This is a genomic window from Paenalcaligenes hominis, assembly GCF_041359055.1.
GTDB classification, from domain to species: Bacteria; Pseudomonadota; Gammaproteobacteria; order Burkholderiales; family Burkholderiaceae_B; genus Paenalcaligenes; species Paenalcaligenes hominis_A.
On the sequence record NZ_JBGJKZ010000003.1, the window covers coordinates 238,931 to 251,372 of the forward strand.

Consider the following 12,442-nt stretch of genomic DNA (forward strand, 5'->3'; position numbering starts at 1 on the left):
TTATGCGGTTTGATTAATTAAGTATTGGACTAATAAAGGTACGGGGCGTCCGGTTGCACCTTTGTTGGCACCACTGGACCAAGCGGTACCCGCTACGTCTAGATGCGCCCATGGGTAGCTTTCTGTAAAACGTGCCAAAAAGCAAGCTGCAGTAATAGAACCAGCACCTGGTGTGCCAATGTTGGCTATATCAGCAAAGTTGGATTTTAGCTTGGCTTGGTATTCATCAGTAATAGGTAGCTGCCAGACGCCGTCGTTGGTCTGTTGGCTGGCTTCTTTGATTTGCTCGGCTAAGTCATCGTTATTGCTGAATAGGCCGCTATTAATATCGCCCAATGCTACGATACATGCCCCTGTGAGCGTAGCAATGTTGATCACTGCTGCAGGCTTGAAGCGCTCAGCATAAGTTAAGGCATCGCATAATACTAAACGGCCTTCGGCGTCTGTATTGAGAATTTCAATGGTTTTACCTGCCATAGAGGTGACAACGTCGCCGGGTTTGTTGGCGCGCCCACTTGGCAAGTTTTCGCATGCTGCCACAATACCAATAATTTCACGGTTTAAACCCAGTTCAGCTACAGCACGCATAGCACCAAAAACACTGGCTGCTCCGCCCATGTCGTATTTCATTTCATCCATGTTTGCAGCGGGTTTTAATGAAATACCACCCGCATCAAAGGTTAACCCTTTGCCTACTAAAACAAGAGGGGCCTCGTCGGATGCTGTGCTTGGGGTGTGTTTGATAACAATAAATACAGGGGGTTCATCTGAGCCTTTGGCTACAGAAAGGAAAGATCCCATTTTTAATGCTTCAATTTGCTTGCGTTCGAGAACCTCGACTTTAAGAGAGTCGAATTGCTCGTCTAGTTTCTTGGCTTCTTGGGCTAGGTAGGTAGGAGTACATACGTTAGGCGGTAAGTCGGCCAATAAACGGGTAAAATTAACCCCATCAGCAATAGCTTTACCCTGTTTGAAACCGGTTTCTACTTCGGCGGCTAGAGTGGGTGCAGACCAAATGGCTGCGCGTTGAATAGCCGTAGCCTTTTCTTTTTGGCTAAGCGTTGCATCGTATTTGTAATTCGCATAGCCCAGAGCCTGAGCAGCAGCTCGGCTACGATCTGCAATGCTGCTGTCTGCAGTATCAATGCTAGCTAGGGTGCTGACGACCTCGGTAATAGAAGCGCCCTTGGCATAGTGTGCAAAGGTAGCTTCAGCTGCGGCATGGGCTTTGGCGTTGTATTTGTCTTTTTCACCCAAACCAATAATGACTACGCGTTTAGCAGCTACTCCGTTAAGATGGCGCAATACCAAAGAGCTTTTAGCATCGGCTTTGAATTCAGACTCGAGCACTGAACGAATAGCACCACCACTGGCTTGATCAATTTGTTCGGCGGCGGGGCTAAGTACTTGGTTTTTAAATACACCGACGGCCAAGGCTTCTGTGTTAATTTGAGCTAAATCAGTTGAAGTTTGTGTGCTAAATTCCATAATCGTTCCTTTAAAAACTGGCTTTTTGCCACTGTTATTACTCTATTGTCTCATATGTCTTTATTTAAACGAGCTGTTATCGCAGAAATTCTCAGTCATGTAGGGGTTGTGTTGTCGACTTTGCTGATTGTGTGGGTCAGTGTGCTCTTAGTGCGCTTATTAGGCGAGGCAGCAGGAGGCAATATCGGTGCAGAGGTTGTATTAAGTTTGGCGGTTTTCTCTAGCATTACCGCTTTACCTGTGATTCTTACAGTCTCATTATTTATTGCTGTGCTCAGTACCGTTACACGCAGCTTCAGAGAGTCTGAGATGGTGGTGTGGTTCACCAGTGGTTTGTCATTAAAAGATTGGATTAATCCTATTTTGCGCTGCGCCGTACCCATGGCTATTTTTATTGGTTTGGTTACCTTTTATGCGGCTCCATGGGCTTATAGACAAATGTCTGAATATAGGCAACGTTACGAATTACGCTCTGATTTAAGCAAGGTCACCGTGGGCCAGTTTATAGAAACAGAAAATGGCAGCCGTGTGTTTTTTACAGAGTCTCCAGAGCGTCCCCAAGATGAGCTGGGTCAGGTTGTGGCACGGGTTTTAGATGATGAGGGCTGGATTAATGTCATCAGTGCAGACAGCGCTCATGTGGAAACCGCAGAAAATGGTGATCGATTTTTAGTACTGAATGAAGGGCAGCGCTACGACATTATGCCGGGCCAAACTCAGCTGCGTTTAGTTAATTTTGAGCGCTATGGGGTGCGTTTGGAAAGCAAAGACGACCAAAGCAGTCCAGAGTCCATACGGGCCAAAGCAGAGCAACAAATTAAAGGCAGGCCTACGCAGCAATTAATAGCAGATCAAACAGAAAAATCGTGGGCGCAAATCATGTGGCGCTTGGCCTTACCCTTAGCAGTAATTAATTTATGTTTACTTGCTATTCCTTTAGGTGCGGTTAATCCTCGTTTGGGTAAATCCGGTGACATTATGTTGGCAGGATTAATAGGTTTGCTCTATATGAATTTAATTAATTTATCGCGAGGGTGGATTGCTAGTGGGGCCTTAGCTTTCGGTGTAGGGGTGTGGGCTGTACATGCTGTGTTTGCCTTGTTAATGGCGTATTTATTTTGGCAACGATTACGATTAAAAGCACCGAAAAAGCAAGCAACTTAATACCTCTTTCGCTGTTAAGTTTATAGCTAATAGTCATTATAGCTTCTGTCTATATTCAATATAATGAGGTTATAACTACGGGGGCTACTTATATGAATTTACAGCAATTTCGATTTGTGCGTGAAACCATACGCCAAAATTATAATCTCACCGACGCTGCTCGCGCTCTTTATACATCACAACCTGGTGTGTCTAAAGCGATTATTGAATTAGAAGACGAGCTAGGAATTAAAATTTTCGAGCGTCACGGTAAACGCCTAAAGGGGTTGACTCGTCCTGGTGAGGCTGTAGCAGAAGTAATAGATCGCATTATGCGTGAAGTGGATAATTTGCGTCGTGTTAGTGATGATTTTGCACGGCATGACGAGGGGGCTTTGGTCATTGGTTGCACCCATGCTCAAGCGCGTTATCTGCTGCCTAAAGTGATTCCTAGCTTTAGAGCACGCTTTCCTAAAGTGCATATGTCATTGGCCGAGGGCAGCCCGCCTGCGTTGGCACAAATGGTATTGCACGAACAGGCAGACTTAGCCATAGCAACAGAAACCTTATCCAATACACCTGGGTTAATTACCTTGCCGGTTTACTCTTGGCAACATACGGTGGTGGTGCGGCCAGATCATCCGCTAGCCGACTTGCCTTCGAACCATGCCGAAGCACTTAGTCTACAAGAGCTAGCTAAATACCCAATTGTCACATATGACCATGCTTTTTCAGGCCGTACCGCTATCGACGAGGCCTTTGAGCAAGCCGCTGTGGAGCCCGATATTGTATTGGCGGCTTTAGACGCTGATGTAATTAAAACCTATGTGGATGTGGGTTTAGGTATTGGAATTATCGCTGGTATGGCCTTTGATCCACGTCGTGATAAAGGTTTAGTTGGGCTTCCTGCAGGGCATTTATTTGGCACACACCAAACACGTTTAGCTGTTAAAGAGGGCGCTTTTATGCGTGACTACTTGTATGTGCTGCTTGAAATGCTGAATCCAGAGTTAGAACGTGATGTAGTAGAAGCCGCTCTTGAACCCACCGAGTAATCCACTCTGTATTTTTCTGGACCTTTACCCCACAAAGCTAACTAATACATAGTTAGCTTTTTTTTAAATAAACACCTGATTGACAATCTAAATGAGAATGATTATCATTTGTCATAAACTCATTTAGTGGAGACTGGTTATGTCACAACGTGTAAGTGCTGTTATTGTCGGGGCTGATCGGTTGGGAAACATTCCAGCCTTGCTTCAGACGCATAATATTAAGATCAAGCAACACATTAGCGGTCGCGATCCTTCGCATCAAAAAAAGACCTTAGCTTTGCCTTCCGGCACGGAACTGTTGATTTTATTAACAGATTTCTTGGGTCATAATGTGATGAAGACGTTTCGTGCAGCGGCGCAGCGTTCAGGCGTAAAGGTGGTGGCTTGTAGACGCTCGGTGTGTAGCGTTAAAGCTGCGTTACAACAAGAAGGCTTTTGCGAAAATTGCCCCTATAAACAATTGCATTAAAGTTAGTTTGAATACAAAAAAAGCAGCCTAATTTAGGCTGCTTTTTTAATGGGTATTAAGACTAGTTATTGGTGCTTGCGCTTGATAAGCGACGTGCCCCGTTATAGCGTTTTTGCCAATAGGCAATAGTCATGTCCTCGACACGGACCACAGCACCTGTGCGTGGCGCATGAACAAATTTGTTATCACCTAGATAGATACCAACATGCGAATACCGTTTGCCACTGGTATTAAAAAAGACTAAATCGCCTTTTTGAAGGCTTTGCTTGTTGATGTTTTTACCTAGACGAGCCATCTCGGCCGAGGTACGAGGCAGTTTTAAACCCAATGATTTTTCTGCAACGTAGTTAACTAAGCCGCTACAATCAAAGCCGTTGGATGGGGCGGTGCCACCAAACCGGTACTTTACCCCTAGAAAATCTAGTGCAGCGTTTGCAAAATGATGCTGCGAATTTTGTGGGGTGTCCTGTGGTTTGCTGTAGGTGGTGATAACATCTGAGCGGCCGCGATTAGCTAAATAAGCACCTAGCGGGTCGGCCTGTGTGTCGTAGTGGTATTCTTTATTGAGCTGGGCAAGTAGTGCTTCGGCTTCGGCGGAATCTGGCCCTTGGGTGGTAGCGCAACCGGTTAATACTAACACAGCGAGAACTAAACCGAAGCGAACAGGGCTAAGGAGGCGGAGTAGTGATGACATAAAATTATTGACTGTTATGGCTTGCTTTGTTGGTGGGACAAATCAGAACGTTGTATCGTTACAAAACGATAAAAAAGTCAACTTCTGGCAAATTGAACAATACCAACGTAGCAGTTTACCTAAGCAAAAGAGTTAGGTAAACCGTAAATGCCCTAACTAGACATATTTTGTGTAAAAAAACGCAGTTAATCGGTTAATTTCGGGTTATATGGCCTAATTAGTGAAAAATAAAGAGCAGAAAATGGAAACAAAAGGTGTCTTGCAACCCGAGGTAAAGCCCAGAGAATTATATGCCTGGGCTATGTATGATTTTGCAAACTCTGGCTATACCACCGTAGTGATTACCACTGTATTTAGTGCGTATTTTGTGGGGGTGGTTGCACAGGAATACGAATGGGCTACCTTGCTTTTAACTTTAACGTTGTCGGTATCGTATTTGCTGTTAATGCTCAGTTTGCCAGCCATGGGCGCTCGTGCTGATCGCCAAGGCAGTAAAAAATGGATGTTGTTTTTTAGTACCTTGTTATGTGTAGTGACCACAGCTTGTTTGGCTTTTTCTGGCCCGGGTTATGTAGTGTGGGCTGTTGTGTTTTTGCTGCTTTCAAATTATGGCTATGGTTTGGGTGAAGCCTTAATCGCTTCTTTTTTGCCCGAAATAGCAAAGCGTGAGGCGCTAGGGCGTGTTTCAGGCTGGGGGTGGGGGTTTGGCTATTTGGGCGGCTTATTAACACTTAGCTTAGCTATTGCCATCGTGGCATTTTTTGATCATCAAGGGCTTGGACCAGAATACTCTGTGCCATGGGTAATGATTTTAACTGCGGTTGTTTTTCTTGTTATGGCGTTACCTGCCTTGGTGTTTTTGCGTCAACGTCGGCGTAATACTAGCCATTTGCCTTCATCGTCGTTTATGTTGAGCCAAGTATGGTTAAGCTTAACGCAGTGTAGGCGTGATCACCCCAACTTGTTTAAATTATTGCTATGCGGGGCATGGTATCACGCGGGCATTGCTGTGGTTATTATCTTATCTTCGGTCTATGCCACTCAAGTGATGGGCTTTAGCATGCAACAGACCATGATGCTGATATTTATAGTGAATATTGCAGCAGCAATAAGCGCTTTAGCTTTTGGTCATGTGCAAGATAAAATCGGGCATAAAAGTGCGCTAGCCTTAACACTATGTGGTTGGATAATTATGGTCGCGATTGCCGCGACCACCCACACAATAGCCGGATTTTGGCTGGCAGCCACCTGTGCGGGGCTTTGTATTGGCAGTAGCCAAAGTGCAGGTCGTGCCATGGTAGGGGTTTTGGCACCCAATGACCGTTTAGCTGAAATGTATGGATTATGGGCTTTTGCTTTGCAGTTTGCTGCAATAGTAGGGCCGCTCGCCTATGGGCTGATTACCTGGCTCAGTGCTGGCAATCATCGCTTGGCCTTGGCATGTACTGGGGTGTTTTTTTTAATGGGGCTGTGGCGTTTGCGTGCTGTGCAGTTTGCCCAAACGAACTCATAATACAACCAAAGCCAAGCCTATTAACAGACCTGGCTTTGGTGCAGGCTTACATACCGCTGTAAACAGGGCCTTCGCCGCCCTGAGGCACAACCCAAACAATATTTTGGCTTGGGTCTTTAATATCACAGGTCTTGCAATGCACACAGTTTTGCGCATTGATTTGTAGATGGTCCGCTCCGGACTCATCAGTAATAAACTCGTATACCCCTGCAGGACAATACCGACTTTCTGGGCCTGCATAGTCTGCTAAATTTACGCGTACTGGTACGGTGGGATCTTTAAGGGTGAGATGAACCGGTTCGTCTTCCTCGTGATTCGTATTCGATAAATACACAGAACTTAATCTATCGAAAGTTAATACACCGTCTGGCTTGGGGTATTCGATAGGCGTACATAAGGCAGCGGGTTGTAGCGTGGCGTGATCAGGTTTGTGATTGGTAATTGACCATGGCATTTTGCCTTTAAGTAGCCATTGCTCTATGCCGGTCATAAGCGTCCCCACAGTACGACCTTTTTTAAACCATTGTTTAAAATTTCGTGCTTTGTTGAGCTCTTCGTAAAGCCAAGAGCGTTCAAACTCATGGGTATAAGCGCTTAGTTCATCGTGTTGACGTCCGGCAGTGATAGCAGCAAATGCGGCCTCAGCGGCAAGCATACCGGATTTAATAGCAGCATGGCTGCCTTTGATACGCGATGCATTTAAAAATCCAGCCTCACAGCCCACCATGGCCCCGCCAGGGAATACAAATTTGGGTAAAGCCAATAACCCCCCAGCCGTTAGCGAGCGGGCTCCGTAAGCAATTCGTTTTGCTCCGTCGAAGGTGGGTTTAATAGCGGGGTGAGTTTTGTAGCGCTGGAACTCCTCAAAGGGCGAAAGCCACGGGTTGGCATAATCCAAACCCACTACCAAGCCGACGACGACAAGATTATTATCTAAATGATATAAAAATGAACCGCCATATGTGTCGGCATCTAAGGGCCAGCCAGCTGTGTGGATCACCAAACCGGGCTGTGACTGTGAGGGATCTACCTCCCACATTTCCTTAATGCCTATACCGTAGCTCTGGCTGTTTTTACCGGCATCTAATTTAAATTTTTCTATTAGCTCACGACCTAGGTGGCCTCGGGAACCCTCAGCAAAAATAGTGTATTTAGCTAGAAGCTCCATACCAGGCTGGTAGTCTGGTTTATGAGTGCCATCACGTGCGATACCCATATCCCCAGTCAAAACACCGCGTACTGAGCCATCTTCGTTGTAAAGCACATGCGCAGCAGCAAAGCCCGGAAAGATATCGACTTCTAGTGCCTCTGCCTGTTCTGCGAGCCATTGGGCGACTTCGCCCAAACGCACCACATAATTACCTTCATTTTTAAAACAGTCGGGTAAAAGCCAGGAGGGCGTATTACGGGTTTTGCTTTCAGTTAAAAATAAAAACTGGTCTTGTGTAACATCTACTGTTAATGGCGCACCACGCGCCTGCCAATCAGGAATAAGCTCATTGAGCGCGATAGGGTCCATGACGGCCCCAGACAGAATATGTGCACCGACTTCGGCACCTTTTTCTAATACACAAACGCTGAGTTCTTGATTTTTTTCGGCAGCTAGCTGTTTAAGACGAATAGCGGTGGATAATCCCCCTGGGCCAGCCCCTACGATGACTACGTCGTATTCCATCGATTCACGTTCAGACATGGGTTTTCTCCAAGACAAAGGGTTAATGTTTTTATGATAATAGAATGAAGCGATTAAATGATTTGGAGCCGTATTGCTAACTGTACTAATTGCGCTAATGACTCAAGCTCTAGTTTTTGAATCAGATTAGCACGATGTCCTTCTATTGTTTTACGATTAACACCTAAGACATCTGCTGTTTCGTGATTAGATAAACCGTGTGCTATATGAAAAAGACCTGTTTTCGCGTTTAGTTAGACTCTGGTATTTTTGCTTAATTAATAAGGTTTCCTGATATTCTATACGATTTTGTTTGTCTTGTTCTAAAGCCGCATAAATATAATCAAGTAGCTTTTGTTCATCAAACGGTTTTTCTAAAAAAGTGACAGCACCTTGTTGTAATGCCTGAACAGCGGTTTCAATACGGTCATGGGCTGAAATCATTATTAATGGCATTGTAATGCCATAGTCCGAAAGTTTCTTGAGGGCATCCAGCCCGTTTAGGCCAAACATATGTAGATCCATCACAATGTATCTGGTGTATCGGCGCTATAGTCCACAATATATACAAAAGCATTGGTTGCTATAGTTGAAATAAATGCACTGTTCCTCTAAAGATGGAGTGCAAGCTTAATTGAAGGTGAAAAACAGGTGTCTGGTTCTGGGGCTGACTAGACTCAACGTTCTACACCCAGTTGTTCTATTAAGGATTTACTAATTGCTAAACCCATGCTTTTGCGGAAAAGCCCCTCATGCGGTGAATTTTAGTCCCTGATCGTAACGCTGTTTCTGTGATGTTAGCTAGGGTTTGATCAAGATCAGTAGTACTGTTTACAGCACCTTGCACGTTTTAAGGCTCTTAAAAAAGTGGTGTTCGTGGCAGAAATTCCTAAAACCCCAACAGGGAAAATTCAAAAAAATCTCTTGTGGAATCAGGCCGCTGCAACTACATAGCTAAGTTTTGCAGGGTTCATTTAAAAAGGCTTCACTTTCAAGTTGATTAACTAAATAGTGAGGCTTTTTTATTCTGCTCTTTCATGCTTTTAGATTTGGGCTCAACTGTATATACTCATAAGTAGAAAGAGTTTGCTGCAAAGCAACAACTAATTAAATAAATTAATACCTGTAATTGCTGTTTTTGAGCACATACTTATAGAGGAGCTGTCATTATGAATAAGGTCTATGCCAGCGCTGCCAAAGCTCTTGAGGGCTTGGTAGCAGATGGGCAAACCATCGGGGTAGGTGGTTTTGGCTTGTGTGGAATTCCCGAAGCGCTGATTGCGGCCTTACGCGATACGGGTGTTAAGGATTTAACATGCGTTAGTAATAATGCGGGGGTAGACGGATTCGGCCTAGGACTGCTGTTGGAAACAAGACAAATCAAAAAAATGATTTCTTCCTATGTCGGCGAGAACAAAGAGTTTGAACGTCAGTATTTAGCCGGAGAGCTTGAGCTTGAGTTCACTCCCCAAGGTACCTTGGCCGAGCGTTTGCGTGCAGGGGGGGCGGGTATTCCTGCATTCTTTACTGCCACTGGTGTAGGAACCATAGTGGCCGAGGGCAAAGAGGTGCGCGAGTTTGAGGGTAAACAATACGTGATGGAACGTGCTATTGCCCCCGATGTTTCGCTAGTTAAAGCGCATATTGCAGATCGTAGCGGTAACCTCATTTTCCATAAAACCGCCAGAAACTTTAACCCTAACGTAGCCCAAGCTGGTCAAGTTACGGTGGTTGAGGTCGAGAAAATTGTAGAGGTGGGCGAGCTAGACCCCGATCAAATTCATTTACCTGGCATTTTTGTGCATCGTATTGTGTTAAACGAAAATCCAGAAAAACGTATTGAACAGCGCACCACTCGCTAGGAGGTTAAAAATGGCTTGGACTAGAGAACAAATGGCAGCTCGTGCTGCTCTAGAGTTAGAAAACGGCTTTTACGTTAACTTAGGCATTGGAATGCCTACGTTAGTTGCCAACCATGTGCCTGAAGGGATGCAAGTGTGGTTGCAGTCTGAAAACGGACTATTAGGCATTGGGCCTTTCCCTACTGAAGATGAAGTTGACCCTGATCTTATTAACGCAGGCAAACAGACGGTGACTACATTACCCGGTTCGTCTTTTTTCTCTTCTGCCGATTCATTTGGCATGATTCGCGGTGGTAAGATCAACTTAGCTATCCTCGGTGCCATGCAGGTGTCAGAAAAGGGCGACCTAGCCAACTGGATGATTCCTGGCAAAATGGTAAAAGGCATGGGTGGGGCCATGGATTTAGTTGCAGGCGTAGGGCGAGTAGTGATTCTTATGGATCATGTTGCGCGCTCTAAAGACGGTACCGAGTCCATGAAAATTCTACCCGAGTGCACCTTACCATTGACAGGGGTTGGGGTGGTCGACCTTATCATTACAGATTTAGGTGTGCTTGAGGTGACCGAGGCGGGACTCAAGGTCTTGGAGTTAGCCGATGGGGTTACTGTTGATGAGATTCAATCTAAGTCAGGCGTGAACTTAGATGTCTCTGCCGTGGCTTAATTTATTATGTGTTTCCAGACAGGCACGCCAGTTTGCGTGCCTGTTTGTTTTTAAGAGTCATTTATGTCTGTTTATTTCTCTCGTTTGCAAGCTCTGCGTCAAGTAATGCAGCGCGCTGGGGTAGATGCTTATGTGGTCCTAAGCTCCGACCCCCATTTGTCTGAGTATCTGCCCGATCATTACCAAGGCCGAGCGTGGTTAAGTGGTTTCAAAGGATCGGCGGGCTCAATACTAGTGACAGCAGAGTTTGCGGGGGTATGGACAGACAGCCGATATTGGGTACAAGCCGCTGAAGATTTGCAGGGGTCAGGCTTTGAGTTGATGCGCTGGGGCGACCCAGAAACTCCCGACATGATGGAGTGGATAGCGCAGCATTTGCAACCGAATCAAGTCATTGCTTACGACGGTCAAGTCGTGGCTCTAGCGCAGTCGCGGGCATGGCAGGAGCTCGCCCTAACGCATCAGTTTACATTGGATCAGTCCAAAGACTTACTGGCCTTAATCTGGCCTGATCGCCCACTATTGCCCAAGGCAGCGATTCAAATTCATGCTGCACCGTTTTGTCAGCGCACCGTAGAGGAAAATGTCCAAAATGTACGAGCTAGTATGCAAAGCTTGGGCGCTAGTGCCCATTTGCTGTCTAGCTTAGATGATATTGCGTGGCTATTAAATTTACGCGGCAACGATGTGGTTTACAACCCTGTGTTTATGGCACATGTGTTGCTCACTTTAGATGACGTGATTTTGTTTGTGGATGCCAACAAAATTACAAATGAGGTTCAACATTATTTAACCCAACATCAGATTAGTGTGTTGCCATACGAGCAGCTCTCACACGCATTGGCTGCTTTACCCCATTCCTCTTCTTTGCTGGTAGCACCCCATGCTGTAACGGTAGGTACATTAGCGGCCGCTTCCCAAGTACAACTCATCGAAACCCCAAATCCATCCACTTTAGCTAAAGCGTGTAAGCTGCCTGCCGAGGTGCAACAGGTACGTCAAACCATGGAGGCGGATGGGGCAGCGCTATGTGAGTTTTTTGCTTGGTTTGAGCAAACCATTCAGCAGCGTGCCATTACAGAGCTAGAGGTGGATGAACAAATTACGGCAGCGCGAGCTCGTCAACCTCATTTTGTTTCCCCTAGTTTTGGGACTATTGCCGCTTTTGGCCCGAATGGGGCCATGCCACATTACCAAGCCACTGCCGAGGCCTATGCCACCATTCAAGGGGACGGCTTATTGTTAATTGATTCCGGTGGGCAGTATTTAGGGGGCACTACTGATATTACTCGTGTTATCCCAGTGGGTACGCCTACTTCCGAGCAAAAACGCGATTACACCTTGGTGTTAAAAGGTATGATTGCTTTATCGCAAGCGGTATTTGTTAAAGGGCTAACAGGGCAGCAGCTTGATACGGTGGCACGTATGCCGCTGTGGCAAGCAGGGGTAGATTTTGGTCATGGTACAGGTCATGGCGTGGGGTATTTTTTAAATGTCCATGAAGGACCTCAGTCGATTTCTTGGCGTACACGGCCGGGCAGTCAAGCTGTGGCGATGCAGCCAGGTATGATTACGTCAAATGAGCCAGGTCTATATCGACCAGGGCAATGGGGTATTCGTATTGAAAACCTCATTGTTTGTGTGGAGCATTTACACAACGAATTTGCAGAGTTTTATGCATTTGAAACATTGACGCTGTGTCCAATTGATACCCGTTGCATTGAGACTTCATTGTTAACTCTGACCGAGCTACATTGGCTAAATCAGTATCACCAGCATGTGTATGAGCGCTTAGCGCCTCGTTTGTCGGGCTCGGCCTTGGCTTGGTTAGAGCAGGCAACTCAACCTTTGGCTACAACAAATTGTTCCAACTAGGCCGGTC

General features: G+C 45.8%; 12 protein-coding genes. 7 read left to right on the top strand and 5 right to left on the bottom strand.

Features of this window, described 5'->3' with window-relative positions; all coding sequences use genetic code 11:
• Entirely contained in the window at positions 1-1,488 is a 1,488-nt protein-coding gene (locus ACBP46_RS08335; RefSeq protein WP_371016274.1) for a leucyl aminopeptidase, read from the bottom strand.
• Positions 1,489-1,542: 54 nt separating this feature from the next.
• On the opposite strand from ACBP46_RS08335, the gene lptF reads away from it, so the two are divergent.
• The 3 genes from lptF (at position 1,543) to ACBP46_RS08350 (ending at position 4,155) form a co-directional block, all read left to right on the top strand.
• Positions 1,543-2,652: an LPS export ABC transporter permease LptF gene (gene lptF, locus ACBP46_RS08340; RefSeq protein WP_371016275.1), complete on the top strand. Its 1,110-nt coding sequence runs from the start codon at positions 1,543-1,545 to the stop codon at positions 2,650-2,652.
• A 92-nt stretch (positions 2,653-2,744) separates the two neighbouring features.
• Positions 2,745-3,686, top strand: coding sequence for a CysB family HTH-type transcriptional regulator (locus ACBP46_RS08345; protein WP_371016276.1), 942 nt, complete (start codon positions 2,745-2,747; stop codon positions 3,684-3,686).
• Positions 3,687-3,825: 139 nt separating this feature from the next.
• On the top strand, positions 3,826-4,155 hold the full coding sequence (locus tag ACBP46_RS08350; RefSeq protein WP_371016277.1) for a DUF2325 domain-containing protein: 330 nt from the start codon (positions 3,826-3,828) through the stop codon (positions 4,153-4,155).
• A 61-nt stretch (positions 4,156-4,216) separates the two neighbouring features.
• Here ACBP46_RS08350 and ACBP46_RS08355 read toward each other — a convergent pair whose 3' ends face one another.
• Positions 4,217-4,849 (bottom strand): C40 family peptidase, encoded by a 633-nt coding sequence (locus ACBP46_RS08355; protein WP_371016278.1) that lies wholly within the window; start codon positions 4,847-4,849, stop codon positions 4,217-4,219.
• 241 nt (positions 4,850-5,090) lie between these two features.
• On the opposite strand from ACBP46_RS08355, the gene ACBP46_RS08360 reads away from it, so the two are divergent.
• Positions 5,091-6,362: an MFS transporter gene (locus ACBP46_RS08360; RefSeq protein ID WP_371016279.1), complete on the top strand. Its 1,272-nt coding sequence runs from the start codon at positions 5,091-5,093 to the stop codon at positions 6,360-6,362.
• 46 nt (positions 6,363-6,408) lie between these two features.
• Here the strand turns inward: ACBP46_RS08360 and ACBP46_RS08365 are convergent, their stop codons facing one another.
• From ACBP46_RS08365 to ACBP46_RS08375, 3 genes are read right to left on the bottom strand one after another with little or no spacing between them, the layout of a single operon-like run.
• Complete coding sequence (locus ACBP46_RS08365; protein ID WP_371016280.1) at positions 6,409-8,055, bottom strand: electron transfer flavoprotein-ubiquinone oxidoreductase; 1,647 nt, start codon at positions 8,053-8,055, stop codon at positions 6,409-6,411.
• Between the two features lie 53 nt (positions 8,056-8,108).
• A complete protein-coding gene (locus ACBP46_RS08370; protein WP_371016566.1) occupies positions 8,109-8,261 on the bottom strand; it encodes a LuxR C-terminal-related transcriptional regulator in 153 nt (50 codons plus the stop codon).
• A complete protein-coding gene (locus tag ACBP46_RS08375; RefSeq protein ID WP_371016567.1) occupies positions 8,242-8,559 on the bottom strand; it encodes a response regulator transcription factor in 318 nt (105 codons plus the stop codon). The genes ACBP46_RS08370 and ACBP46_RS08375 overlap by 20 nt, the downstream gene beginning before the upstream one ends.
• 644 nt (positions 8,560-9,203) lie before the next feature.
• On the opposite strand from ACBP46_RS08375, the gene ACBP46_RS08380 reads away from it, so the two are divergent.
• The 3 genes from ACBP46_RS08380 (at position 9,204) to ACBP46_RS08390 (ending at position 12,435) form a co-directional block, all read left to right on the top strand.
• Positions 9,204-9,896 (top strand): CoA transferase subunit A, encoded by a 693-nt coding sequence (locus tag ACBP46_RS08380; RefSeq protein WP_371016281.1) that lies wholly within the window; start codon positions 9,204-9,206, stop codon positions 9,894-9,896.
• A gap of 10 nt (positions 9,897-9,906) precedes the next feature.
• Positions 9,907-10,560 carry a 3-oxoacid CoA-transferase subunit B gene (locus tag ACBP46_RS08385; RefSeq protein ID WP_371016282.1) on the top strand — a complete coding sequence of 218 codons (654 nt, stop codon included), beginning with the start codon at positions 9,907-9,909 and terminating at the stop codon, positions 10,558-10,560.
• 63 nt (positions 10,561-10,623) lie between these two features.
• Positions 10,624-12,435: an aminopeptidase P family protein gene (locus tag ACBP46_RS08390; protein ID WP_371016283.1), complete on the top strand. Its 1,812-nt coding sequence runs from the start codon at positions 10,624-10,626 to the stop codon at positions 12,433-12,435.
• Positions 12,436-12,442: the final 7 nt, after the last annotated feature.